Consider the following 25,733-nt stretch of genomic DNA (forward strand, 5'->3'; position numbering starts at 1 on the left):
TCTTTGAAGGGTTTCCCCCACCCTGGCGTGGTCAACCCATCAAAGACCGGCCGCCCTGGCACCAGGGACAGGTATGCCGCGTGCGGACGTCCGCACGCGGCATACCTCGGGGTGTTGGTCGGGTCAGGCGTTGGCGACCAGGCCGAGCTCGCTCGTGCTGGCCAGCCCGGCGTGCTTGGGCAGGACGCGGACGGTGTAGCCGAACGAGCCCGTGCGCGACAGCGCGAGGTCGCCGGCGAAGTGGTGCCGGCCGCCCTCGTAGGACTCGACGAACTGCAGCGACTCGCTCACGACGTCACGCAGCTCGTCGGAGTCGCGGGCGGTGCCGTGGACGACCTGCACGTCGACCTCGTCGGGGCTCAGCGCGCCGAGCGTGACGTAGGCGTTGACGTGCAGCGTCTCGCCGATCTCGGGGCTGTCGCCGACACCGGTCGACTCGACGTGGTCGACATGGACGGTCGGCCACGCAGCCTTGACCTTGGCCTTGTAGGCCGCCAGGTCGCGAGCGCCCTCGAAGGTCTCGCCGTTGAGCGCCCAGCCGGCGCGAGCGGCAGGCCCGTAGAGCTGGGTGGTGTAGTCGCGCACCATCCGGCTGGCCAGCACCTTCGGACCCAGGGTCGCCAGGGTGTGCGTGATCATCGAGATCCAGTTCTGCGGGAGGCCCTCGGCGTCGACGTCGTAGAACCGCGGTGCCACCGAGTTCTCGATGAGGTCGTAGAGCGCGGCCGCCTCGATGTCGTCGCGGCGCTCGGCGTCCTCGACGCCGTCGGCGGTGGGGATGGCCCAGCCGTTCTCACCGTCGAACCACTCGTCCCACCACCCGTCGAGGATCGACAGGTTGAGGCCGCCGTTGAGGGCGGCCTTCATGCCGGAGGTGCCGCAGGCCTCGAACGGGCGCAGCGGGTTGTTCAGCCAGACGTCGCAGCCCGGGTAGAGGTACTGCGCCATCGCGATGTCGTAGTTCGGGAGGAACACGATGCGGTGCCGGATCTCGGGGTCGTCGGCGAAGCGGACCATCTGCTGGATGAGCTGCTTGCCGGTCTCGTCGGCGGGGTGCGACTTGCCGGCGATGACGAGCTGGATCGGGCGCTTCTCGTCGAGCAGGAGTCGCTTGAGCCGGGCGGGGTCGCGCAGCATCAGGGTGAGCCGCTTGTAGGTCGGCACGCGGCGGGCGAAGCCGATAGTGAGCACGTCGGGGTCGAGGATGTCGTCGACCCAGCCGAGCTCGGCCGGGCTGGCACCGCGCTTCTTCCACGAGGACTTCGTGCGGCGACGGGCCTCGTCGACCAGCTGCTGGCGCATCTCGCGCTTGGTCGACCAGATCGCGTCGCGCGGGATGTCACCGATCCGGTCCCAGGCGTTGTCACGCTCGATGTCGGTGGTGCCGAGGTGCTTCGCGGCGACCTCGTAGACCTTGCGGTCGACCCAGGTGCCGGCGTGGACGCCGTTGGTGACGCTCGAGATCGGCACCTCGTCGTCGTCGAAGCCCGGCCACAGGCCGTCGAACATCCCGCGGCTGACGACGCCGTGCAGCTGGGACACGCCGTTGGCGCGCTGGCCCAGGCGCAGGCCCATGACGGCCATGTTGAACATGCCGGCCTGGCCACCCGGGTAGTCCTCGGCGCCGAGGGCGAGCAGCCGCTCGACCGGCACGCCCTCGACGGCGCGCTCGCCGCCGAAGTGGCGGGTGATCAGCTCGGCGTCGAAGCGGTCGATGCCGGCCGGCACCGGGGTGTGCGTGGTGAAGACGGTCGCGGCGCGGACCGCCTCGAGGGCCTCGTCGAAGGAGAGCCCGGCCGACGCGGTGAGCTCGTGGATCCGCTCGATGCCGAGGAAGCCGGCGTGGCCCTCGTTGGTGTGGTAGACGTCCGGCGTCGGGGCGCCGGTGAGGCGCGACCACAGGCGCAGGGCGCGGACACCGCCGATGCCGAGCAGCATCTCCTGCTGGAGGCGCTGCTCACCACCGCCGCCGTAGAGGCGGTTGGTGATGTTGCGGGCGGCCTCGTCGTTGTCGGGCACGTCGGAGTCGAGGAGTAGCAGCGGCACCCGGCCGACCTGCGCCTTGAGCACGTGGGCGTGCAGCACGCGCCCGCCCGGCAGGTCGAGGGTGATGACGCACGGCGTGCCGTCGTCCTCGCGCAGCAGGCTGAGCGGCAGGCCGTCCGGGTCGAGGACCGGGTAGGTCTCCTGCTGCCAGCCGTCGCGGTTCAGGCTCTGCTTGAAGTAGCCGGTCTTGTAGAACAGGCCGACGCCGACGATCGGGACACCGAGGTCGGAGGCGGTCTTGAGGTGGTCACCCGCGAGGATGCCCAGACCGCCGGAGTACTGCGGCAGCACCTCGGTGATGCCGAACTCGGGGCTGAAGTAGCCGATCGCCTTCGGGGCGCCACCCTCGACCTCGTCGGCCCAGGCCTGGAACCAGCGCGGCTCCGACAGGTAGGTGTCGAGGTCGGACTTCGCCGCCGCGACGGCTGCCACGAACTCCGAGTCGCCGGCGAGGTCGCCGAGCTCCTGCGGCGAGAGTGCCGAGAGGAGCCGCACCGGGTCCTTGCGCACCTTGTCCCAGCGCTGCGGGTCGATCCGCTGGAAGAGGTCGCGCGTGGGTGGGTGCCAGGACCAGCGCAGGTTGCTCGCGAGGTCGCCGAGGGCCGCGATGGGCTCGGGCAGGACAGTACGGACGCTGAAGCGTCGGATCGCCTTCACGAGGGGCATCCTAAGGCCTGCGACGCCGTGTCAATGACGCCTTCTTGCAGAACTTTCAAGATTTTTCAGGCGCCCTGCCCATCTCTGCACGTGGGGAGGTGCGCGAGGGGCCGACCGAGTAGCGTCGGGCGCGTGACAGCGAAGCCACCGGCAGCCATGCCCGTCCCTCCTGACGCACCCAAGACCGGGAAACCTGACAAGCCCGGTCGACGACCCCCGGCGACCAAGGCGCCGGCTCCTCCACCTTCCCCAGCGCCCTCCCCAGCGCCCGCCGCCTCGACCCCCACCACCGCGCCCACGACGACCCGTCCCCAGGTCGCCATCGGGCGGATCCCGGTCCAGGACGTCAGCCCGGTCGTCGACGGCGGGGCCCGACCGGCCAAGGCGGTCGTGGGCGAGCAGTTCAGCATCGGGGCCACGGTCTTCCGCGAGGGCCACGACGCCGTCAACGCCTCGGTCGTGCTCGTCACCCCGGACGGCACGGAGCGGGTCCTGCCGATGACCCCGGTCAACCCGGGGCTGAACACCTGGACGGCCGTCGTCGAGCCCGACGCCGTCGGCTGGTGGTCCTACCGCGTCGAGGGCTGGTCCGACCCCTACGGCACCTGGGACCACGACGCCACGATCAAGGTGGCCGCCGACGTCGACGCCGAGCTGATGCTCGAGGAGGGTGCGCGGGTGCTCGAGCGCGCCATCGCCGAGGTGGACCGCACGGCCGAGCAGACCACCGTCCTCGCCGACGCCGTCACCGCGCTGCGCGACACCGGGCGCCCACCACTGGCCCGCCTGCACGCGGGCACCGACCCGTCGGTGCGGGCCGAGCTCGCCGCGCGGCCGCTGCGCGACCACGTGAGCCCGTCCACGGCATACCCGTTGCTCGTCGAGCGTGAGCGTGCGCTGTATGGCGCGTGGTACGAGATCTTCCCGCGCTCCGAGGGCGCGGTGCAGGACCCCGAGACCGGGAAGTGGACGTCGGGCACGCTCCGCACCGCCGCGAAGCGCCTGCCGGCCATCGCCGGGATGGGCTTCGACGTGGTCTACCTGACCCCCATCCACCCGATCGGCACGACCAACCGCAAGGGACCCAACAACACCCTCGACGCCGGTCCGGACGACCCGGGCAGCCCCTACGGCATCGGCACCGCCGACGGCGGCCACGACGCCATCCACCCGGACCTCGGCACCTTCGACGACTTCGACTTCTTCGTCGCGCAGGCCGAGGGGCTGGGGTTGGAGGTCGCGATGGACATCGCGCTGCAGGCCTCCCCCGACCACCCCTACGTCACCACCCACCCCGAGTGGTTCAAGCACCGGGCCGACGGCACCATCGCCTACGCCGAGAACCCGCCCAAGAAGTACCAGGACATCTACCCGCTGTACTTCGACAACGACCCAGCCGGGTCGTACGCGGAGATGCGCCGGGTGATCCAGGTGTGGATCGACCACGGGGTCAAGATCTTCCGGGTCGACAACCCCCACACCAAGCCGGTGGAGTTCTGGCAGTGGCTGATCGACGACGTGGCCAAGGACCACCCCGACGTGATCTGGCTGGCCGAGGCGTTCACCACGCCCGCGATGATGCACTCGCTCGGCAAGATCGGCTTCCAGCAGTCCTACACCTACTACGCGTGGCGCAACCAGAAGTGGGAGCTCGAGGAGTACCTCCGCGAGCTCTCGGGCGACGCGGCCGCCTACATGCGTCCGTCGTTCTGGCCGACCACCCACGACATCCTCACGCCCTACATGCAGTTCGGTGGCCCCGAGGCGTGGAAGCTGCGTGCGGTGCTGGCGGCGACGCTGGTCCCGACCTACGGCATCTACGCCGGCTACGAGCTGGTCGAGTGCGTGGCCCGCCCGGGCGCCGAGGAGCAGATCGACAACGAGAAGTACCAGTACAAGAACCGCCGCTGGGAGGACTACGAGCCCGGTGGCGTGAAGGAGGGTCAGTCGCTGGCCGGCTACCTCACCCGGATCAACGAGATCCGACGCGAGCACCCGGCGCTGCACTGGCTCCGCAACATCACGTTCCACCACGTCGACGACGAGAACATCATGGCGTTCTCCAAGCGGCGCGTGCTGCCGGACGGCACCGACGACATCATCGTCGTGATCGCCAACCTCGACCCGCACAGCACCCGCGAGTCGACCGTCCACCTCGACATGCCCGCCCTCGGCCTCGACTACCACGACGGGATCGCGGCGCAGGACCTCATCACCGGGGCCTCATGGCACTGGGGCGAGCACGTCTACGTCCGACTCGGACCGGAGACCGAGCCCGTCCACGTCGTCGCGGTCCGGAGGTTCTGATGCAGGGGCTCAACCTCGCCCAGCCCGGGCTCCGCAACGACCCCGAGTGGTTCAAGACCGCCGTGTTCTACGAGGTGCTCGTCCGCGGTTTCGGCGACTCCAACGGCTCCGGCTCCGGCGACTTCACCGGGCTGATCGGCCGGCTCGACTACCTCGCCTGGCTCGGGGTCGACTGCCTGTGGCTGCCGCCGTTCTACGCCTCACCGCTGCGCGACGGCGGCTACGACATCGCCGACTACACCGCGGTGCTGCCCGAGTTCGGCACGCTGCCCGACTTCCAGGAGCTGGTGTCGCAGGCGCACGCCCGCGGCATCCGGGTCATCACCGACTTCGTGATGAACCACACCAGCGACGCGCACCCGTGGTTCCAGGCCTCGCGCTCCGACCCCGAGGGCCCGTTCGGCGACTTCTACGTCTGGTCCGACACCGACGAGCGCTACTCCGACGCCCGCATCATCTTCATCGACACCGAGGTGTCGAACTGGACCTTCGACCCGATCCGGCGGCAGTTCTTCTGGCACCGGTTCTTCTCACACCAGCCAGACCTCAACTTCGAGAACCCTGCCGTGCACGAGGCGATGTTCGACGTCGTGCGGTTCTGGATGGACATGGGCATCGACGGGTTCCGGCTGGACGCCGTCCCCTACCTCTACGAGGAGGAGGGGCACAACTGCGAGAACCACCCGAAGACGCACGCGTTCCTGGCCAAGCTGCGCAAGATGGTCGACACCGAGTACCCCGGGCGGATCCTGCTCGCCGAGGCCAACCAGCCGCCGGCCGACGTGGTCGACTACTTCGGCACCGAGGAGGAGCCGGAGTGCCAGATGTGCTTCCACTTCCCGGTCATGCCGATGCTCTACTACTCGCTGCGCGAGGAGAAGGCCGCGCCGATCGTCGACGTCCTCGCCGACACCCCCGACAAACCGTCCGGCACCCAGTGGGGCACGTTCCTGCGCAACCACGACGAGCTCACCCTCGAGATGGTCACGCCCGAGCAGCGCACGGCGATGTACGGCTGGTACGCGCCCGACCCGCGGATGCGGGCCAACGTCGGCATCCGACGCCGGCTGTCGCCCCTGCTGGACAACAGCCGCGCCGAGATCGAGCTGATCCACGCGCTGCTGCTGTCGCTGCCGGGCTCGCCGTGCCTCTACTACGGCGACGAGATCGGGATGGGCGACAACATCTGGCTCAACGACCGTGACGCCGTCCGCACGCCCATGCAGTGGACCCCCGACCGCAACTCCGGGTTCTCCGGGGCCGACCCCGGCAAGCTCTACCTGCCGGTCGTGTCGTCGCTCGTCTACCACTACAACAACGTCAACGTCGAGGCCCAGATGGCCAGCAGCTCCTCGCTGCTGCACTGGGTGCGGGCGATGCTCGAGATCCGCAAGCGCCACCCGGTCTTCGGGCTCGGCGACTTCGAGGTGTGCCCGTCCGACAACGACGCGGTGCTGTCGTTCCTGCGGGTGACCTGGGACCACGAGGGCAGCACCGACTCCGAGGCGGTGCTCTGCGTCAACAACCTCGCCAGCCGGCCGCAGGCGACGACGATCCGGGTGCCCGAGGAGTTCAAGGGCGCCCAGCTCGCCGACCTGTTCGGCGGCTCGGGCTTCCCGAAGATCAGTGACGACGGGACGATCACGCTGACCCTGGGGTCGCGCGACTTCTTCTGGCTGCGACTCGTGCCGGGGGCGGCTCATGGCTGAGATCCACGACGCCACCCTGAAGCCCGGCAAGGTCGAGCTGGTCGAGCCCTGGATGGCCCGACAGCGTTGGTATGCCGCCAAGGGCCGCGTCCCGGTGCTGCGCAAGCTCTGGTCGTGGCGGCTCGACGACCCCGACGGCGAGGTCGGCATCGAGACGCTCGTCCTCGTCGACGAGGGCGGCCCGGAGCCGGTCGTCTACCAGGTGCCACTCACCTACCGTGGTGCGCCGCTCGACGGTGCCCAGCACGCTCTCGTGGGCACCATGCACCACAGCGTGCTCGGTCCGAGGTGGGTCTACGACGGCCCCCACGACCCGGTCTACGCCGCCCAGCTGCTGGCCCTGGTGCTCGAGCAGGCGGTGCCACAGGCCGGCGGCGAGTCAGACACCGCCGAGCCCGACGTCGTGCCGCGGCGCCACCCGTCCTGGCGCGGGGAAACCACCCTGCGCTCGTCGAAGGTGCTCTCCGGCGAGCAGTCCAACACGTCCATCGTGTTCGACTGCCTCGATGACTCGGGTGCGCCGAAACCGTTCATCTGCAAGGTGTTCCGCATGCTCCAGTCGGGCGAGAACCCCGACGTCACCGTGCAGGGCGCCCTGTCCGAGGCGGGTTCGACCCGTGTCCCCACGATGGTCGGCACCGTGAGCGCGGCCTGGCCGGCCGTGGCCGAGGGCGACGAGCCGTCGCGCGGCCACCTGGCCTTCGCGCAGGAGTTCTTCCCCGGCACCGAGGACGCCTGGCGGGTGGCCCTGCGTGCCGTGGGAGCGCGCGAGGACTTCGACGAGTCGGCCCGCCAGCTCGGAGCGGCGACCGCCGAGGTGCACGCCCGCCTGGCCGAGATCCTGCCGACCGAGCCGGCGTCGCCCGAGACCATCGCGTCGGTCGCGGCGGGCATGCGCGCCCGCTACGTCGCGGCAGCCTCGGAGGTGCCGGCGCTGGCTGCCCACGAGCACCGGATCGCCGACGTCGTCGATCGCGCCGTCAACGCGAGCTGGCCTGCGCTGCAACGGATCCACGGCGACTACCACCTCGGCCAGGTGCTCAAGGTCGACGGCCGTGGCTGGGTGCTGCTCGACTTCGAGGGCGAGCCGCTGCGACCGCTGTCCGAACGCATGCGCCCCGACCTCGCCGTGCGCGACATCGCCGGCATGCTCCGCTCGTTCGACTACGCCGCCGGGTCGTGGGAACATTCCCACCCCGGTGGCAGTGCGCGCGCGTGGGCCGAGAGCGCCCAGCGCGCCTTCCTCGACGGGTATGCCGAGTGGTCCGGTCGCGATCCGCGCGCCGACGCGGCGCTGCTCACGGCATTCCAGCTCGACAAGGCGCTCTACGAGGTCGTGTACGAGGCCCGCAACCGCCCCACCTGGCTGACCATCCCCACGGCCGCCGTCAACCGGTTGCTCGACGACGCGAGGAAGGACCTGACGTGAGTCCACGGTTCGGCAAAAAGAAGCAGCAGCCCACCCCCGACACCCCCGACATCCCTGACACCCCCGTCACCCACGACACCCCCGACACCCCCGACACCCTCGAGTCTTTGAGCGATCCGACGGGTCCTGGTCCGTCGGATCCTGCAAAGACTGCTGTCCCAGAGCCCGCTGAGGAGCCTGCCGGCGAGCCTGCTGAGCCTGCTGGCGAGCCTGCCGAGCCTGCTGAGCCTGCTGAGCCTGCTGAGCCTGCGGAGCCTGCGGAGGAGCCTGCCGGGAGCGGTGCGAAGGGGTGGTTCGGGCTGCCGGAGCCCGACGCGGACGCCCCGGCAACCCGGGCCGCGGCGCGGCGGACGGCCGAGCCGCCGACCGAGCCCGTGGTGGAACGTGCACCCGAACCGGTCCCGGCTCCGGCGACCCCGAGGAGGCGATCCGCGCCCTGGCCGACGGTCGTCACCAGCAGCCGCACGACCTCCTGGGGCACCACCTCGAGGAGGGCGGTCTGCTGGTCCGCACCTACAAGCCGTTCGCCTCCTCCGTGCGGGTGCGGTTCCAGGACGGTGAGCACCTCGAGCTCAGGCACGAGGCCGACGGAGTCTGGGGCGGCCTGCGGGTCGGCGCCACCGAGACGCAGGACTACCGCCTGGCGGTGGCCTACGCCGACGGCATCGAGCACGAGATGGACGACCCCTACCGGTTCGCCCCGACGTTGGGGCCGATCGACCTGCACCTCATCGGCGAGGGCCGCCACGAGGAGCTGTGGACCGTCCTCGGCGCCCACGTCCGCGAGTACCCGGGACCGATGGGCACGGTGGTCGGCACGTCCTTCGCCGTCTGGGCCCCCCGGGCCCAGGCGGTGCACGTGAGCGGCGACTTCAACTCCTGGGACAACCGCAGCCACGCGATGCGCCTGCTGGGTGAGTCGGGCGTGTGGGAGCTGTTCGTGCCGGGCGTCGGCGACGGCACCCTCTACAAGTTCCTGGTCCGTGGCGCCGACGGCAAGGTCCGCGAGAAGGCCGACCCGATGGCCCGGGCCACCGAGCTCCCCCCGGGTCGCGCGTCGTCGGTCGTCCAGTCGCGCTACACGTGGAGCGACGACGCGTGGATGCAGCAGCGCAGCGGCGACGCCCACCGGCAGCCGATGAGCGTCTACGAGGTGCACCTGGGCTCGTGGCGCAGCGGCCACAGCTACCGTGACCTCGCGGAGCACCTGGTCAACTACGTGGCCGACCTCGGCTTCACGCACGTCGAGTTCATGCCCGTGATGGAGCACCCCTACCCACCGTCGTGGGGCTACCACGTCACGAGCTACTACGCCCCGAGCGCGCGGTTCGGGCGGCCGGACGACTTCCGCTTCCTCGTCGACCGGCTGCACCAGGCCGGCATCGGCGTGATCCTCGACTGGGTGCCCGGCCACTTCGCCACCGACCCGTGGGCACTGGCCCGGTTCGACGGCCTCCCGCTCTACGAGCACCCCGACCCGCGCAAGGGCTGGCACCCGGAGTGGGGCTCCTACATCTTCGACTTCGGCCGCATGCAGGTGCGCAACTTCCTCGTGGCCAACGCGGTCTACTGGATGGAGGAGTTCCACGTCGACGGGCTGCGGGTCGACGGAGTGGCCTCGATGCTCTACCTCGACTACGCCCGCAAGGACGGCGAGTGGATCCCCAACGTCCACGGCGGACGGGAGAACCTCGAGGCGGTGGGCCTGCTCCAGGAAGCCAACGCCACGGCATACAAGCGGGTGCCGGGGATCGTCACGATCGCGGAGGAGTCCACCTCCTGGCCGGGTGTCACGAAGGCCACCGACACCGGTGGCCTGGGCTTCGGCCTGAAGTGGAACATGGGCTGGATGAACGACTCCTTGAAGTACCTCAAGGAGGACCCGATCCACCGGCAGTACCACCACCACCTGCTGACCTTCTCGCTGATGTACGCATACTCCGAGAACTACCTGCTGCCGATCAGCCACGACGAGGTGGTGCACGGCAAGGGGTCCCTGCTGCGCAAGGCGCCGGGCAGCCGCTACGACCAGCTGGCCACGGTGCGGGCCTTCCTCGCCTACATCTGGAGCCACCCCGGCAAGCAGCTGATCTTCATGGGCAGCGAGTTCGCGCAGGAGGCCGAGTGGGCCGACGGGCGCCAGCTCGACTGGTGGCTGCTCGACCACGCCGCCCACTACCGGGTGCACAACCTGGTCAAGGAGCTCAACCGGGTCTACCGCGACAACCCCGCGCTGTGGGCGCTGGACTCCGACCCGGCCGGTTTCGAGTGGCTCAACGCCGACGACAACGCCTGGAACACCTACTCCTACCTGCGTTTCGGCACGCCGGACCGGCAGGGCGCGGTGGTCGCGGTGGTGGTCAACTTCGGTGGGCTGGCCCGCGACCCGCTGCGGATCGGCGTGCCGAGGGCAGGCGACTGGAAGGTCGTCCTCGACACCAGTGGCTACGACGAGTTCGGGACCGCCAGCCAGGCCGACACGGTGGTGACGGCCCAGGAGCAGGGTGCCGACGGGCAGCCGTTCTCGGTCGAGGTCAGGGTGGCCGCGCTGTCGGCGGTCTACCTCGCCCCCGTGGAGCAGGGCGCGGTCCAAGGCGGCAGCACCGAGGTGGAGGGCGACCGATGAACGACTCACGCGCCGGACAGCCGGCCGAGCCCTCCGACCTGGTGGACGTCGCCCACCTGGTGACGGCCTACTACACGCTGCAGCCCGACCCGGACGACGTCGACCAGCAGGTCGCGTTCGGCACGTCAGGGCACCGCGGCTCGAGCCTGAAGACGGCGTTCAACGAGACCCACATCCTGGCGACGACACAGGCCATCTGCGACTACCGCGCCTCGCAGGGGTACGACGGGCCGCTGTTCGTGGGCCGCGATACCCACGGGCTGTCCGAGCCGGCCTGGGCGACGGCGCTCGAGGTGCTGGCCGCGAACGACGTCATCGTGCTGGTCGACCACCGCGACGGCTACACCCCGACCCCGGCGGTGAGCCACGCCATCATCCGCGCCAACGAGGGCCGCACCTCCGGGTCGGTGCTCGCCGACGGCATCGTCGTCACCCCGTCGCACAACCCACCGTCGGACGGCGGCTTCAAGTACAACCCGCCGCACGGCGGCCCGGCGGACAGCGACGCGACCAAGGTGATCGCCGCCCGAGCGAACGAGCTGATCGCTGCGGGACTCGACGGTGTCCGTCGTATGCCGTTCAGCCGGGCCCGCGCGCACGCGCAGCCCTACGACTTCCTCGGCACGTACGTCGACGACCTGCCCCACGTCCTCGACCTGCAGCGGGTCAAGGACGCAGGAGTGCGGATCGGCGCCGACCCGCTGGGTGGGGCCTCGGTGCACTACTGGGGCGAGATCGCCGACCGACACGGCCTCGACCTCACCGTCGTCAACCCGCTGGTCGACCCCACGTGGCGGTTCATGACGCTCGACTGGGACGGCAAGATCCGGATGGACTGCTCCTCCCCCTCGGCGATGGCGTCGCTCATCGCCCGCAAGGACGAGTACGCCATCGCGACCGGCAACGACGCCGACGCCGACCGGCACGGCATCGTGACGCCCGACGGCGGGCTGATGAACCCCAACCACTTCCTCGCCGTGGCCATCCAGTACCTCTTCGGCGGGGCGCGGCCGGACTGGCCGGACGGCGCGGCGATCGGCAAGACGCTGGTGTCGTCGTCGATGATCGACCGCGTCGCGGCCGATGTCGGCGGTCGGCTCGTCGAGGTGCCGGTGGGCTTCAAGTGGTTCGTGCCCGGGCTGATCGACGGCAGCTTCGGCTTCGGGGGCGAGGAGTCGGCGGGAGCGTCGTTCCTGCGCCGGGACGGCCGGGCCTGGACCACCGACAAGGACGGCATCCTGCTGGCCCTGCTGGCGTCGGAGATCCTGGCGGCCACCGGCCAGAGCCCCAGCGAGCACTACCGCGCGCTGACCGCCGCGCACGGCGACCCGGCCTACGCCCGGATCGATGCCGCGGCGAACCGGGAGCAGAAGGCCAAGCTCGCCGCCCTCTCCCCCGACGACGTGGCCGCCGACTCGCTCGCCGGGGAGCCGATCACCGCCAAGCTCACCGAGGCGCCCGGCAACGGCGCGGCGATCGGAGGGCTCAAGGTCACCACCGAGAGCGCGTGGTTCGCCGCCCGGCCCTCGGGCACCGAGGACGTCTACAAGATCTATGCGGAGTCGTTCCGCGGCCCGGAGCACCTGGCCCAGGTGCAGGCCGAGGCGAAGGAGGTCGTGGGAGCGGCCCTCGGCGGCTGAGGCCCCTCAGCCGAGAGGGCGCCCGCAGCGTCTGACGCCGTGGCGAGAACTCGCCGAAATCGGAGGCTGGCTCCGGAACAAACCGGAGGCAGCCTCCGTTGTACCCGACATGACGCCCACGAACGCAGCACACCAGACCGTGGCCCGCCCCCTTCCCCGGACGGGCAGTTCCCGACCGAACCTCGCCACCCTCGACCAGCTCCGCGGCCTGCGCCGCCCCCGGCTGATGCAGCCCGAGGCACGACGCCACCAGGTCGAGGTGGAGTGCCGGGCCTGCTGATCCGGACCCTTACCGCACCACGAGAACGGCCCCACCGATGGTGGGGCCGTTCGTCGTCTCAGTCGGCGACGACCGCCGGGGCCGGTCCGCTGACCACCGTCTCGTCGACTGCGGAGCGCCCGCGGCCGAGCCGGGACGTCTCGTCCGACACCCACATCCGGGTCAGCCCACCGAAGTGCCCCTCGAACTTGTCCCACTCGTGCTGCGGGTAGGTCGCCCGGATGGTCTCGGTGAGCAGGTCGCGGAAGTCGTCGGAGTCCACCCACTCGAGCACCATCTCGTCGATGTGCGGGAGCGCGGCGTCGCAGAACTCGCGGTAGCGGTCGGTGTCGAAGTGCGAGTCGGCGAGCCCCTGGTAGGCGGCCAGCTTGCCGCCGTAGTCGAGCCCCTCGTCGTCTGCGACCCGGAACCACGGGTCGGTGTCGACCTGGGTGCGGGCCTTGCGCCCCGTGGCCACGCAGAACACCGACCACTTGAGCAGGGCCTTCATCGCCCACGGGAAGTAGTAGTGCAGTGACGTGACCGCCACGTCGGGACACGCGTTGGCGTAGTCGATCGGGTAGACCACGCCGTCCTTGACGAGCATCTCGCAGGAGTTGAACTCCCAGCGGAAGAAGGCGTTCACGGTCTGCGCGATGGTGACCGCCTCGGTGCCCACGCCCTCGGACAGGAAGCCGTGCTCCACGGCATACCGGTTGTGCATCGGCTCGTCGGGCTGGAACTTCATCACCATCGTCTCAGGCCCGATGGTCAGGGCGCGCGCGAACACCTCGAAGTCGGCCACGGAGGCCTGCAGGTGCATCAGCATCTCGCCGGAGTCGTCGTAGGCCGAGCGCAGGTCCTGCGCGTTCTTCACCTGCGAGACACCGCGCCAGCCGCCGCCGTCGAACGGCTTCATGAACAGCGGGTAGCCGAGCTGCTCGGCGATCTCCTCGAGGTCGAACGGCTTGTTGTACCGCTCCGACGTGTAGGCCCAGCGCACGTTGTCGACCGGGTTCTTGTAGGGCACCAGGACGGTGTCGGGGACGTGCATGCCGAGCCGCAGCAGGGCGCAGTAGGCCGAGTGCTTCTCCATCGACTGGAACGTGAACGGGCTGTTGAGGAGGTAGACGTCGTCCATCAGCGCGACCTTCTTGAGCCACTCGCGCGGGTGGTAGTACCAGTACGCCAACCGGTCGATCACCAGGTCATGTCGTGGTTTGTCGCGCAGGTTGAACGGCTCGATGCTCACGCGTTCGGTGGTGACCCGGTGGTTCGCGCCGTCGGGTCCGGTCAGCACGCCGAGTCGGCCCGCGAGGGTCTCGAACGCGCGCGGCCAGTCACCCTCCGCGCCCAGCAACAGTCCGATGAGGTGTTCCTGAGTCTTCGCCATGCGCCCCATCCTGTCGGCTCAGGGGGCCGCCCGCGACCCCTCTGGGGACGCGGTGGCTCAGCGTCGTCGCGCGGCGGCGCTCAGAACAGCGCGCTCATCAGCGCGGTGCGCGCCTTGCGCACCCGCTCGTCGTGCGAGCCCACGACGGCGAACAGCTGGAGCAGGTGGTGGCGGGCCTGCTCGCGCTCGTCACCGGAGGTGGCGCGGACGAGGTCGATGAGCCGCAGGAAGGCGTCCTCCACGTGCCCGCCGAGCACGTCGAGGTCGGCGACCAGCGACTGGGCGGCGACGTCGGTGGGGTGCTCGGCGGCGGCCGCACGGGCCTGGTTGAGATCCGCCCCGTCGGTCCGCTGCAGGAGGCCAACCTGGGCCAGTCCCAGTTCGGCGTCGGCATCCGCGGGGTCCTGCTTGAGCGCCTGCTGGTATGCCGTGGCGGCAGCCTCGAGGTCGCCGCGCTCGATCGCGTCGTAAGCCTCCTGGTGCAGCGGGGGCAGCTCGGGCTCGACGTCCGCGGAGGTGGTGCCGTCCGTCGTGCCCTCGGTCGCAGACACGTCCACCCGGCCGGCCACACCGTGCTGCACGGCGAGCGCGAGGAACTCGTCGAGCACCGGGCGCAGCGCCGAGTCGGGCTGGATGCCCGCGAACATCGGCACCGGCTGGCCTTGGATGAGGCCCATCGTCATCGGCACGCTCTGCACCTGGAAGGCCCGCAGCAGCGTCGGGTTGCGCTCGACGTCGATGCTGACGACCTGGAACCGGCCCTCGTAGCCGCCGGCCACCCGGACCACGGTGTCGAGGTAGTCACGCGACTCGGGGATCTGCGCCGCCCACAGGACGAGCAGCATCGGCACGCCCACCGAGGCGTTCGCGATCTCCTGGAAGGTCGCGTCGGTGCCCTCGACGACGACCCCCGAGCGGCCGGGCACACCCTCGGCACGGCCACCCCCGGCCGGCGTCGGCGGACCGGCGGGCGCCCCGGATGCGGGGGCCCCGGATGCGGGCGCCCCGGATGCGGGGGCCGGGGGCTGGTGGCGCAGTGCGGTCAGGTCGACGGCGCCCCGCAGGCCACCGGTGGTCAACGGCTGGTCACTCATGCGAGCGATTCTTCCTCACGAGCCCTTGGCGGAGAACAGCACCTCGTCGACCGCGACCACCCCGGCCTTGCCGTCGGCCGGCACGGTGAACACCACGGTCTCGTAGCTCTTGAGGGTGGCGCTCTTCTTCAGCGTCTTCTTGCGCACCAGCCGCTGGAAGTCCGCGCTGGGGGTGAGCGACTTGCCACCCTTGCGCAGCGTGATCGTGTCAGTGCGCTCCAGCAGGCCGAAGACCAGCGCTCCCCCGCCCTTGAGGGCGATGGCCACGGTGCTGTCGGGCTCCACAGCGTGGGTCTGGGTGAGGGTGGCCAGCTTGCCGAAGGTCTTGGCCTGCTCGCCCGCGTGGGCCCGGATGGCGGTGGAGAACGGGTCCGTGGCGTTGACGTCGGCGGCGGCGGCGGGCTTCGGGTAGGTGAGGCTCGCGGCATACTCCTTGAGCAGGGCTGCGGGCTGCACGGGGAGGTCGCCACCGTCGGTCACCACGGGTGAGCCGGCACCGAGCGGGTCGAGGGCCGCGACGCTCGCGCCCGGCTGCATCGGGGCGGAGGCGCTGAGCCGGAACGGCGTCCGGGCGTCGGCGGACACGAGCAGGTTGAGCACGGCGCCGCCCTCGGCGGTCGCCGTCTGCACGAGGATCAGCCGCGGCCAGGCGGTGCCCCGCGACACGGCCAGGACCTTCGGCGGGTCGGTCCGCTTGAGTGGCGGGGGGGCGGTGGCGGCACCGGCCTCGAGCCGGCTGGCGGCGTTCGCGACCGCCAGCGCGCTGCCGGTGAGCGCCTCGGTGCGCAGCGCCTGGGCATCGGCGGGCTTGGCGGCGGCGGCCTCCGCGGCCTTGGTCAGCACGCGGGTGGCGATCGTCTCGGCGGTCTCCGGCGAGATCGGCGCGGTGGTGGTGACCTGGGCCGGGGCGTCGTGCACGCCGACCAGCCCGGTGCCGGCGCCGCACGCGGTGAGGGCCAGCACCAGGGCGCCGGCGGCGGTCAGGCGGATGCGGCTGGTCATGGGCTCACCTCTTCGGTCGTGGTGTCGGTCGTGGAGTCGGTCGTCGTGTCCCGCTTGGCGGGCTCGGGCTTGGCGGGCTCGGGCTTGGCGGGCTCGGGCTTGGCGGGCTCGGGCTTGGCAGGCTCGGACTGCGTGGCGGGCTCGGACTGCGTGGCAGGCTCGGACTGCGTGGCAGGCTCGGACTGCGTGGCGGCCTGGCCGGCCCGTCGTGGACGGGTCTGCCACAGTCCGGCCACCCCCGTCGCGGTGGCGAGCAGTCCGACCAGCGTCACGAGGAGGGCCTGGAAGAACCAGGTCTTGCGCTCCACCGTGACGGTCAGCCGGGTCAGGTCGACGGGGCTGCCGTCGGGCGCGGCGACGACGACCGACTCGGGCGCCCCGCTCTGCTCGACGGTGAGGTGCACCCGGCCCTGCCCGGTCGCGGTCTGGCGCCAGATGTCGGCGCCGGCGAGCTGGGGGGCGGTGCCCGCGCCAGCGCGCGTCGAGACCAGGCTCCAGTCGCGCACGTGCGCGCCGGTGACCGTGGTGCGGTCGGCCGCTCCGACGATGGCGCGGGCGTCGGTGGGGGTGGTGCGGCCCATCCAGATGGCCGTGCCGGGCGCGGCGTAGGCGGTCACCGTGGCGGGCGCGTCGACCCGGTTGAGCAGCGAGGGCTCGACGACGACCAGCGCCTCACCCGCGGGCGTGGCGCGCAGGGTGGCGCTGCCGGACGAACCGAGGTGCACGGTGAACCAGGCACCGACCACCACGAGCCCGAGTCCGATCACCGTCAGCGCGGCGGACAGCACGCGTTTGGCGACCATCGACACAGTAGAAATCCTTACGTGAGCGGGCCGGCCCACGGGGGGTTCCCCGCAGCCGGCATCACACCACCATGACCCAGTGTCCCCCGTGACGACAAATCCCCAGCCCCACCCTCACCACCCGTCCCACCGTGCGTTCCGCCGCGTCGGTGGCATGATCGCCGGTGATGACCACACGCCCACGGTCCGGCCGCCCACGCCGCCCGGGACGTCCCCGCGAGGAGGCGACCGAGCAGGCGATCACGGCCGCGGCACGCCAGGTGCTCGCCGACAAGGGCGTGGCGCGGATGTCGATGGAGCACGTCGCCGCCAAGGCCGGGGTGGCCAAGAGCACCCTCTACCGTCGCTGGCCGTCCAAGATCGAGCTGGCCGTGCACGCGGTGGCCGCGACCTTCGACGAGATCGAGATCGACGACCACGGCTCGCTCGCGGCCGACATGCGGGCCGGCATCGGTGAGGCGGCGCGGCTGCTGCGCGATCCGTCCACCGGTGGTGCGTATGCCGCGTTGCTGGCCGAGTCGGCCCGCGACCCCGACGGGGTGGGACGGCAGGTGCGCGAGTCGCTGTCGACCCGCCTGCACGCCCTCGTCGCGACGTCGGTCGAGCGGTCCATCGACCGCGGCGAGATCCGCCGCGAGATGATCGACGTCGACCTGCTCGCCGACGTGGTGGTGGGGTCGGTGATGCACCGTGCGCTGGCCACCGGCGAGCCCGACGAGGCGTTCGTCGACGGGCTGATCGCGCTGCTCGCCGACGTCGCGTACGCCCGGCTCCGGCGCCAGCAGCGCGAGGCCGACGACGAGGACGCCGACCCGACCTAGCCGGCGCTACCTCATGCAAAAGGCGAGTTAGCGCCGCTCAGTGGCGGCGCTACCTCATGCAAAAGGCGAGTTAGCGCCGCTCAGTGGCGGCGCTACCTCATACAAAAGGCGAGTCAGCGCCGCACGGTGGCGGCGCTACCCCATGCAAAAGGCGAGTCAGCGCCGCTCTGTGGCGGCGCTACCCCATACAAAAGGCGAGTCAGCGCCGCTCAGTGGCGGCACTAACTCGCCTTTTGCATGGATGAGCGACGGGTGGGCTAGAAGCGGGCCGGCTCCCGGTAGATGCCCCACTCGTCGCGCAGGGCGTCGCAGATCTCACCGAGGGTCGCCTCGGCGCGCACGGCGTCGAGCATCGCCGGGACCATGTTGGCGTCGGTGCGCGCGACCTCGACCATGTGCTGCACGGCGGCCCGCACGGCCGACTCGTCGCGCTCGGTCTTGCGGGACTTGAGGGTGGCGACCTGCTCGCGCTCGACCTCGTGGCTGACCCGCAGGATCTCGAGCTCGTGCGTGACCGAGGCGGTGTGGCAGTTGACGCCGACCACCTTCTTGTCGCCCTTCTCCAGCGACACCTGGTACTGGAACGCCGCCTCGGCGATCTCGGACATGAACCAGCCGTCCTCGATGCCGCGCAGGATGCCCGACGTCATGGGGCCGACCTCGTGCTCGACGCGGCCGTCGGAGTTGAGCGGCTTGCCGAGCTCACCCATCGCCTTGATCTTGTCGAAGATCGCCTCGGCCTCGGCCTCGATCTTGTCGGTCAGGGCCTCGACGTACCAGCTGCCGCCGAGCGGGTCGGCGACGTTGACGACGCCGGTCTCCTCCATGATCACCTGCTGCGTGCGCAGGGCGATCTCGGCGGCCTGCTCGCTGGGCAGCGCCAGGGTCTCGTCGAGGGCGTTGGTGTGCAACGAGTTCGTGCCACCGAGCACCGCGGCGAGCGCTTCGACCGCGGTGCGCACCACGTTGTTGTAGGGCTGCTGCGCGGTCAGGGACACCCCGGCAGTCTGCGTGTGGAACCGCAGCCACTGCGCCTTGTCGGTCTTCGCGCCATACACGTCGCGCATCCAGCGGGCCCAGATCCGGCGGGCGGCACGGAACTTGGCGATCTCCTCGAAGAAGTCGACGTGGCTGTCGAAGAAGAACGACAGGCCGGGTGCGAAGGTCTCGATGTCGAGACCGCGCGACAGCCCCAGCTCGACGTAGCCGAAGCCGTCGGCGAGGGTGAAGGCGAGCTCCTGCGCGGCCGTCGAACCGGCCTCGCGGATGTGGTAGCCGGAGACCGACAGCGGCTTGTAGGCCGGGATGTTCTCGGCGCAGTACTCCATCAGGTCGCCGATCAGGCGCAGGTGCGGCTCGGGCGCGAACAGCCACTCCTTCTGGGCGATGTACTCCTTGAAGATGTCGGTCTGCAGGGTGCCGTTGAGGACGCCGAGGTCGACGCCCTGGCGCTCGGCGGCCACGAGGTACATGCAGAAGACCGGGACGGCCGGACCGCTGATCGTCATCGAGGTCGTGATGTCCTCGAGCGGCAGCTCGTCGAACAGCACCTCCATGTCCTTGGCGGAGTCGATCGCCACGCCGCAGTGGCCGACCTCGCCGAGGCTCATCGGGTCGTCGGAGTCGCGACCCATCAGGGTGGGCATGTCGAAGGCCACCGAGAGACCGCCACCGCCGCGCTCGAGGATCATCTTGTAGCGCTCGTTCGTCTGCACCGCGTTGCCGAACCCGGCGAACTGGCGGATCGTCCAGGTGCGACCGCGGTAGCCGGTCGGGTACAGACCACGGGTGAACGGGTACTCCCCCGGCCAGCCGATCCGCTCGGGCACCTCGGAGCCGTCGGCCGGGCCGTAGACCGGGTCGACCTCCATCTGCGACAGCGTCGTGAAGTCGGCCTCGCGCACCTGCCCCTTCGCCTGCGCGGCGTCGTAGCGGGCCTGCCAGCGGGCGGCTCCGGACATCTCGGGCTGGGACGGCTGCGTCATGCCTGCAATTTACTAGGACGTCCTACTATCTGTCCAAACCAGGCCCCTTCGCACCGAGGGGAGACAGCCGCGGGGTATGCCGTGGGGCCGGGTCAGCCGTCGAAGTCGGCGGCGCCGACGCGCACCTTGCGCAGCAGCTCGAAGAGCTGCTCGTGCTCGGCCGCGGAGAGCATCCCCAGCCCGAACCTGTGCTGCACGAGGTCGGCGGTGGCCGCCTCCATCGCGTCGCGCCCGGCCGGCGTGATGATGGCCAGCGTGCCGCGCCCGTCGTCGGGGTTCGGCACCCGCTCGACGAAGCCCTGGGCGTCGAGCCGCTGGACGATGTTGGTGGCGCTCGTCGGGTGCACCATCAGGCGCTGCCCGATCTTGGTCATCCCCAGCCGGCCGTCGCGGCTGAACGCGAGCAGCACCAGCGCTTCGTAGCGCGCGAAGGTCAGGCCGTGCCGGCCGACGATCGCGTCGTAGTCGGTGATCAGCAGCTGCTGCACCCGCATGATCGACGTCGCGCTCGCCATGGCCAACGGCTGCGAGGTGCGACCCCAGCGACGGGTCCACAGCTGGGCCGCCCGCGTGATGGGGTCGAACGGCAGGCGGATCGGCTTCGGCACGCGCAGCAGGCTAGCCGGGTCAGGCGCTGGGGGTGCGGATCGTCTCAACCTGGCCGTCGTCGAGCCGGATCTCGCCGTCGGCCTCCTCGGCCGCCTCGGGGTCGTGCGTGGCCATGATGACGATGGCCCCGCGGCGCGCCTCGGCGCGCAGCAGTGCCAGCACGCGTTCGCGGTTGTCGTGGTCGAGCTCGGAGGTGGGCTCGTCCGCGAGCAGCACGTGCCCGCGCAGCGCCAGACCGCGAGCCACCGCAACCCGCTGCTGCTGGCCGCCGCTCAGCTCCTCGGCGAGGTGGCTGCCCGACTCGTGCAGCCCGACCGACTCGAGGGCGGCCCGGGCCCGCCGCTGGGCGTCGTCGGGACGCACCCCGCGGGCCAGCAGCGGGAGGGCGACGTTCTCCTGGGCCGACAGCAGCACGGCCAGCGCACTGCCCTGCGGGATGACCTCCACTCCCAGGCGGGCCGCCTGGGCCCGGTCGCGGACCTCGTCGTCGCCGAGCCGGACCGAGCCCTCGAAGCCGACGGCGCCACCGATGGCCCACAGCAGGGAGGACTTCCCCGCCCCGCTGTGCCCGGTCACCGCGATGAACTCGCCCGCGTAGGCGTCGAAGGTGGCACCGGCGACGGCGACCGTCGAGCCGTAGCGCACCGTCACCCCGGCCAGCCGCAGCGGCGGCGACTCGACGTCCTCGAGCGGTTCCGGTCGGGGGCCGGTCAGGACCGGGTCACGCTGCGCGTCGAGCTCGACGCCACCGTCCCGGCCCCGGTCCCGGCCAGCGTCCCGGCCAGCGTCCCGGCCAGCGTCCCGGCCACGGTCCCGGCCATGGCGCCGACCGCGGTGACGGCCACGCTCCTGGTCATGCTCCTGGTCATGCTCCTGGTCATGCTCCAGGTCACTCACCGCCGTCACCTCTTCCCTGCGGGATCAGCGTCCAGACACCGTCGACCTCGTCGACCCGCACCAGCGCGCCGGGCGGGAACGCGTCGACGGCGGCGGGCGGAAGGGGCAGCGACCCGTCCGCCGACACCACGGCATACGCCTCGCCGGAGCGGCCCTCGCCGCCGACCCGCCCGTCACGGATGGTGACGGTGCGCGGCAGCCGCGCCGCGACCTCGGGGTCGTGGGTGACGACGACGACGGTGGTCCCCCACTCCTGGTTGACCCGGTGCAGGGTGTCGAGCACGAGGTCGCGCGACGAGTGGTGCAGCTGCGAGGTCGGCTCGTCGCCGAGCAGCAGGCCCGGGCGGCTCGCGAGCGCAACCGCGAGGGCGGCGAGCTGGAGCTGGCCCGGGGGCAGCGAGTCGAGTGGTGCGGTCGCCGCGTGGTCGAGGCCCACGAGCTCGAGCACCTCGCCGGGCGGCGGGACCTCGCGGCCGGCGCTGCGGGCGGACTGCTGCGCGAACTCGACGTTCTGGCGGGCGGTGAGGTAGGGCAGCAGGTTGCGCGCGGCGCCCTGGAGGACCAGCCCCACCTCGGCGGCGCGGAACCGGTCGAGGTCGGCCTCGGTCATCGTCGAGAGCTCGTGCTCGCCGACCAGCACCCGCCCGGCGCTCGGTCGCATCAGGCCGCCGAAGAGGGTCAGCAGCGTGGACTTCCCGGCACCCGACGGACCGAGCAGCCCGACGACCTCGCCGGGGTTGACGACGAGGTCGACGCCGGAGAGGGCGGCGACGTCGTGGCCCTCCGCGCGGTAGATGTGCACGAGCCCCCGCGTCGAGACCTTCAGACCCCCGCTCACAGGCTCTCCCTCACTCGCTGCAACGTGATCCGGCGCCCGGACCCCCGCGCCGACAGCCAGCCCACGAGCACCAGCACGAGCGCCGCCACGACCGCGACCCCGGCCGTGGCAGCGACCGCGGGGGTGAGGTCGAGGGCGGGCACGGGGTCGGCTGTGCTGTCGAACAACGGCACCAGCGGCATGGCGAGCAGGGAGCTCACGGCCCCGCAGACCAGGCCCACGACGGAGCCGACCAGCACGAGCACGACCTGCTCGCGGACGAGCGCGCGGCGCAGCGTCGCCATCGGCACGCCGGCCATGTTGAGGGCCGCCATGTCCCGCGCGACCGTCCGCCAGCCGGTGACCGTCATGACGATCACGACCAGCGCCGCGAGCAGGATGCCCATCGCCCCGGTGAACGCCGCGAGCCGCAGTCCCTGCGCGGAGGCCGACTCGTCGAGCTTGTCCTTCGCCGCGGCGTAGGGGTGCTCGGTGAGGATTCCCACGCCCTGGGCGGTCAGCTGCTGGACGACCTTCGCCCGGTCGGCGGGGTTGGCCAGCCACACCGAGAGGGTGCCGGTGTCCGCGAGGGTGCCGCCCAGTCGGGCGAGCGTCTCGTAGTCGACCAGCACGCCCTGCTCTCCCAGCACCGGCAGTGTCGCGACGCGCTGGGTCGCCGACGCCACGATCGGCACCCCGGCCAGCCCCACGGCGTCGAACTTGCCCGGCGTCCCGCCCGGCGGCACGTCGCCGGCGAGCAGTCCGGGCAGGATCGCGGGGACGTCGGCGTGCGTGACACTCAGCGAGAACCCGGTCGACAGCAGCTCGAAGGCGAGCGTGTCGGCGGGTCCGTCCTTGAGCTCGAACGAGTCGGGGGCGCCGTCGGTGGCGGGCACGTAGGGGTTCCAGAGCGCCTTCTTGCCGACCTCGAGGGACTTCCCGTCGATGCCGAGCCCGGTGATCGACAGGGTGCCGGAGACCTGCGAGGCCACTGGGTCGGTCTTGCGGAACTCGAACCCGTCGAGTCGGCAGGTGTCCGGGCAGAGCAGCAACCCGTTGAGCTTGACGGTGCCCTTGCCGTCCAGCGGGATGGTGCCGATCAGACGCGTCAGCCGCTGGCCGGTCGGCATGGTGACCGAGAGCCGCAGCTCGTTGGGGTCGCCCTGCGGCACGACCGTGGTCGGGGCGGTCGGCGCCCCGGACTGTCCGGGCGGTCGCTGCACGACCTCGGACTCGGGCGTGGTCAGGTCGTAGCGGACCGTCCCCGTGACCCGGGTGCCCTTGAGCTGCACGGGCGCGATGTCGGGCGGGGCCAGCGAGCCGAGCCGGTATGCCGTGCCCGGGGGTGCGAACCCGATCTCGTCGAGGGTGCGGGTCACCACGGCCATGGTCGGCGTGGACTTGGCGTCCACCCGCCGGACCACGGCGACCGGGCTGACCCGGGTGCCGTCGGGGTCGATCGTCCGGGTGGCCGCGAGCAGCGTCGTGGGGTTCCGGCTGTCGGTGTCGAGCACGAGCGGCGCGCCGTTCTGCACCTCGGCGCGGGCTGACCAGTTCCGGTCGCCGACGACGAGGGCGTTGGCGGCGAAGACGGTCAGCGCGACGGCGACGCTGACCACCGTGATCACCTTGCGCGGCCCGGAGCGGCGCTGCAGCCCGAAGGCGGTCAGCGACCGGCCGACCTGCCCGCGCCGGAGGTTGGTCCGCCCGGCCGCCGCCGCGACGGGCACCGTGACGCGGGCGACGACGAGCCCCGCGGCGAGGGCGATCAGGGTCGGGGTGATCAGGGCCAGCGGGCCCTCCAGCGACTTGGTCGCGAGCCCGACGACGCCGAAGACGGCGAGCGCCACGGCAAGGATGTCGAAGACCCCCACGGCCCGCTGGCGCTCCGGGGCGACCCGGCGCAGCAGCGACGAGACGGTGAGCCGCTGGACCGGTCGTGCCGCCACCCAGATCGCGACGGCACACGCCACGGCGGCGACGCCCAACGCGGCCAGGACCGTCCAGGGCACCTCGAACGGCACCCCGCTCGGCAGCAGGAACCACCGCACCAGGCTGGTCAGCAGCAGCGCGAGGAGGAAGCCGATGGGCAGGCCGAGCCCGACGGTGAGCGCGAGCTCGCCCATGATCAGTCGCCCGGCTCCCTCCCTGCTGCGACCGCGCAGCCGGGCCAGCGCGACCTCGGGGCGGCGCTGCTCCACGGTCGCCTGGGCGACGAGCAGGAGGATCGCGACCGCGAGCAGCCCGAGCTGGGCCATCAGCAGCGGCACGATCACCTGCAACCGCTGCTGCCCCACCCGCAGGCCGTCGATGATGGTGGGCAGCTTGGTCTCGACGAGGGCGCCGGGGATGCCGCCGGCGACGCTGCCCTGGCGCTGGCCGAGGATCTGCGAGATCTCGTCGAGGTTGCCGAGCGTGAACAGGGTGCGGTCGAGGGGCATCGTGTACGAGCCCTGGACCGTGCCCCACGTGGGCGTGAAGGTCGAGTCGGACACCACGAAGTCGTCGATGGCCGGCACCTGCTCGAGCCCGATCGTGATCAGGGTCCCCGACTTGCCGTCGAGCTGCTCCCGCATCCAGTAGACGGGGTCGGGCTGCACCTCGTAGGCGCCCGACACGGTGAGCTTGGTCGTCTTGAGGTCGCCGCTGGCGCCGCTGCCGGGCACTGCGACGGGGAAGGTCGTGCCGACCTTCCACTTCCACGCCGCGAGGTCCTTGGCCGACACCATCACCTGTCCGGGCGCCGAGGGGCAGGTGCCGACGGTCAGCTCCACGTGCTGGCACACGTCGGTGCGCGAGAGGACGGTGAGCGGCGACGGCTTGAGCCCATCGCGCGGCACGACCGAGATCTGCTCGGAGAGCTGGCCGACGCCCGCGCCGTAGAGCCGCGCGACCGCCGCCGGCACGTTGGCCCGCAGCGTGTCCGCGTCGAAGCCGGGGTTGGCCGGCGTGCGACCGGCCCGCACCACCAGGGCGGTGTCCGCGGGCGACGCGGCGCCGATGGCCTGCCGCAGCTGGGCCTGCTCGAGCGCCCGCTGGTAGAGCGGGGCGAACGACGCGCACGTCGCGATGAGGGCGGCGAGGAGGACGAGCACGAGGGCCTGGGCCCGTCGGTAGCGGATCGCCGCCCACATGCCGCATGCCCTCCCTGGTGTCGTCTCAGGTGCGTGACCGGGAACCGGACGCCGAACTCCCCGCTCGACCCTAGGGGACCGATCTACGGCCACCGGCTACATTCCGGCAACGATTTCCGCCCGGGATCGCCACCCACCGCAAGCCTGCCCGCGCGAGGGCGGCGGGCGGGTGGTGTGCCGTGGTCGGGGGTCAGCCCTGGGAGTCGATGGCCGCTTCGAGGCGGTCGAGCTTGGCGGTGAGCTCACCGGCATACCCGTCGCGGATGTCGGCCTTGAGCACCAGGCTGACCCGCGGGCCGAACTGCGCCACGGCGTCGACGGCACCCTTCACCACCGCCATCACCTCGTCCCACTCCCCCTCGACCTCCGTGAACATCGACGAGGTGCGGTGCGGCAGCCCGGACTCCCTGACCACGGTGACAGCGGCAGCAACCGCCTCACTCACCGAGCCGGTGGAGTCGGCGGGCACGGACGGGGCGACGGAGAAGGCGACGAGCATGCGCCC

General features: G+C 71.5%; 18 protein-coding genes and 1 pseudogene. 7 read left to right on the forward strand and 12 right to left on the reverse strand.

What is annotated here, in order from left to right; all coding sequences use genetic code 11:
* Nucleotides 1–123: 123 nt before the first annotated feature.
* Complete coding sequence (gene glgP / locus BLQ34_RS08965) at nt 124–2,703, reverse strand: alpha-glucan family phosphorylase (RefSeq protein WP_091789674.1); 2,580 nt, start codon at nt 2,701–2,703, stop codon at nt 124–126.
* Between the two features lie 156 nt (nt 2,704–2,859).
* Here glgP and BLQ34_RS08970 point away from each other — a divergent pair, with 156 nt between their 5' ends.
* From BLQ34_RS08970 to BLQ34_RS18755, 6 genes and pseudogenes are all read left to right on the forward strand, one after another.
* Nucleotides 2,860–5,010, forward strand: a complete 2,151-nt coding sequence (locus BLQ34_RS08970) for an alpha-1,4-glucan--maltose-1-phosphate maltosyltransferase (protein WP_091784254.1) — start codon at nt 2,860–2,862, stop codon at nt 5,008–5,010.
* Entirely contained in the window at nt 5,010–6,719 is a 1,710-nt protein-coding gene (gene treS, locus BLQ34_RS08975) for a maltose alpha-D-glucosyltransferase (protein WP_091784257.1), read from the forward strand. The genes BLQ34_RS08970 and treS overlap by 1 nt, the downstream gene beginning before the upstream one ends.
* Nucleotides 6,712–8,148 (forward strand): maltokinase N-terminal cap-like domain-containing protein, encoded by a 1,437-nt coding sequence (locus tag BLQ34_RS08980; protein WP_091784260.1) that lies wholly within the window; start codon nt 6,712–6,714, stop codon nt 8,146–8,148. Before treS ends, BLQ34_RS08980 begins: the two co-directional genes overlap by 8 nt.
* A 424-nt stretch (nt 8,149–8,572) precedes the next feature.
* Nucleotides 8,573–10,774, forward strand: a pseudogene (gene glgB / locus BLQ34_RS08985) (1,4-alpha-glucan branching protein GlgB); the annotation flags it as partial.
* On the forward strand, nt 10,771–12,414 hold the full coding sequence (gene pgm / locus BLQ34_RS08990; protein ID WP_091784263.1) for a phosphoglucomutase (alpha-D-glucose-1,6-bisphosphate-dependent): 1,644 nt from the start codon (nt 10,771–10,773) through the stop codon (nt 12,412–12,414). The pseudogene glgB and the gene pgm, both read left to right, overlap by 4 nt.
* A gap of 109 nt (nt 12,415–12,523) precedes the next feature.
* Nucleotides 12,524–12,694 (forward strand): hypothetical protein, encoded by a 171-nt coding sequence (locus BLQ34_RS18755; protein ID WP_157692960.1) that lies wholly within the window; start codon nt 12,524–12,526, stop codon nt 12,692–12,694.
* 58 nt (nt 12,695–12,752) lie between these two features.
* On the opposite strand, the gene BLQ34_RS08995 is transcribed toward BLQ34_RS18755, so the two are convergent.
* The 4 genes from BLQ34_RS08995 to BLQ34_RS19415 form a co-directional block, all read right to left on the reverse strand.
* On the reverse strand, nt 12,753–14,066 hold the full coding sequence (locus BLQ34_RS08995; protein WP_197674808.1) for an ATP-grasp domain-containing protein: 1,314 nt from the start codon (nt 14,064–14,066) through the stop codon (nt 12,753–12,755).
* 80 nt (nt 14,067–14,146) lie between these two features.
* Nucleotides 14,147–15,160 (reverse strand): tetratricopeptide repeat protein, encoded by a 1,014-nt coding sequence (locus tag BLQ34_RS09000; RefSeq protein WP_091784266.1) that lies wholly within the window; start codon nt 15,158–15,160, stop codon nt 14,147–14,149.
* Nucleotides 15,161–15,175: 15 nt separating this feature from the next.
* Nucleotides 15,176–16,162, reverse strand: coding sequence for a hypothetical protein (locus BLQ34_RS09005; RefSeq protein WP_091784269.1), 987 nt, complete (start codon nt 16,160–16,162; stop codon nt 15,176–15,178).
* Nucleotides 16,159–16,965 carry a hypothetical protein gene (locus BLQ34_RS19415; RefSeq protein WP_197674809.1) on the reverse strand — a complete coding sequence of 269 codons (807 nt, stop codon included), beginning with the start codon at nt 16,963–16,965 and terminating at the stop codon, nt 16,159–16,161. Before BLQ34_RS19415 ends, BLQ34_RS09005 begins: the two co-directional genes overlap by 4 nt.
* Nucleotides 16,966–17,132: 167 nt before the next feature.
* Between BLQ34_RS19415 and BLQ34_RS09015 the strand changes: the two genes are divergently transcribed.
* A complete protein-coding gene (locus BLQ34_RS09015; protein ID WP_091784275.1) occupies nt 17,133–17,786 on the forward strand; it encodes a TetR/AcrR family transcriptional regulator in 654 nt (217 codons plus the stop codon).
* Nucleotides 17,787–18,043: 257 nt separating this feature from the next.
* On the opposite strand, the gene BLQ34_RS09020 is transcribed toward BLQ34_RS09015, so the two are convergent.
* The 7 genes from BLQ34_RS09020 to BLQ34_RS09045 form a co-directional block, all read right to left on the reverse strand.
* Nucleotides 18,044–19,771 (reverse strand): acyl-CoA mutase large subunit family protein, encoded by a 1,728-nt coding sequence (locus tag BLQ34_RS09020; RefSeq protein ID WP_197674810.1) that lies wholly within the window; start codon nt 19,769–19,771, stop codon nt 18,044–18,046.
* 92 nt (nt 19,772–19,863) lie between these two features.
* Nucleotides 19,864–20,379 carry a MarR family winged helix-turn-helix transcriptional regulator gene (locus BLQ34_RS09025; protein WP_091784277.1) on the reverse strand — a complete coding sequence of 172 codons (516 nt, stop codon included), beginning with the start codon at nt 20,377–20,379 and terminating at the stop codon, nt 19,864–19,866.
* Nucleotides 20,380–20,398: 19 nt separating this feature from the next.
* Entirely contained in the window at nt 20,399–21,031 is a 633-nt protein-coding gene (locus BLQ34_RS09030; RefSeq protein WP_231961517.1) for an ABC transporter ATP-binding protein, read from the reverse strand.
* 59 nt (nt 21,032–21,090) lie between these two features.
* Nucleotides 21,091–21,237: a hypothetical protein gene (locus BLQ34_RS19010; protein ID WP_172829327.1), complete on the reverse strand. Its 147-nt coding sequence runs from the start codon at nt 21,235–21,237 to the stop codon at nt 21,091–21,093.
* Between the two features lie 32 nt (nt 21,238–21,269).
* Complete coding sequence (locus tag BLQ34_RS09035) at nt 21,270–22,115, reverse strand: ABC transporter ATP-binding protein (protein WP_091784280.1); 846 nt, start codon at nt 22,113–22,115, stop codon at nt 21,270–21,272.
* A complete protein-coding gene (locus tag BLQ34_RS09040) occupies nt 22,112–25,228 on the reverse strand; it encodes an FtsX-like permease family protein (protein ID WP_091784283.1) in 3,117 nt (1,038 codons plus the stop codon). Before BLQ34_RS09040 ends, BLQ34_RS09035 begins: the two co-directional genes overlap by 4 nt.
* A gap of 190 nt (nt 25,229–25,418) precedes the next feature.
* Complete coding sequence (locus tag BLQ34_RS09045; RefSeq protein ID WP_091784286.1) at nt 25,419–25,727, reverse strand: thiamine-binding protein; 309 nt, start codon at nt 25,725–25,727, stop codon at nt 25,419–25,421.
* Between the last annotated feature and the right edge of the window lie 6 nt (nt 25,728–25,733).

It is taken from the genome of Pedococcus dokdonensis (assembly GCF_900104525.1).
In the GTDB taxonomy this organism is placed as follows: Bacteria; Actinomycetota; Actinomycetes; order Actinomycetales; family Dermatophilaceae; genus Pedococcus; species Pedococcus dokdonensis.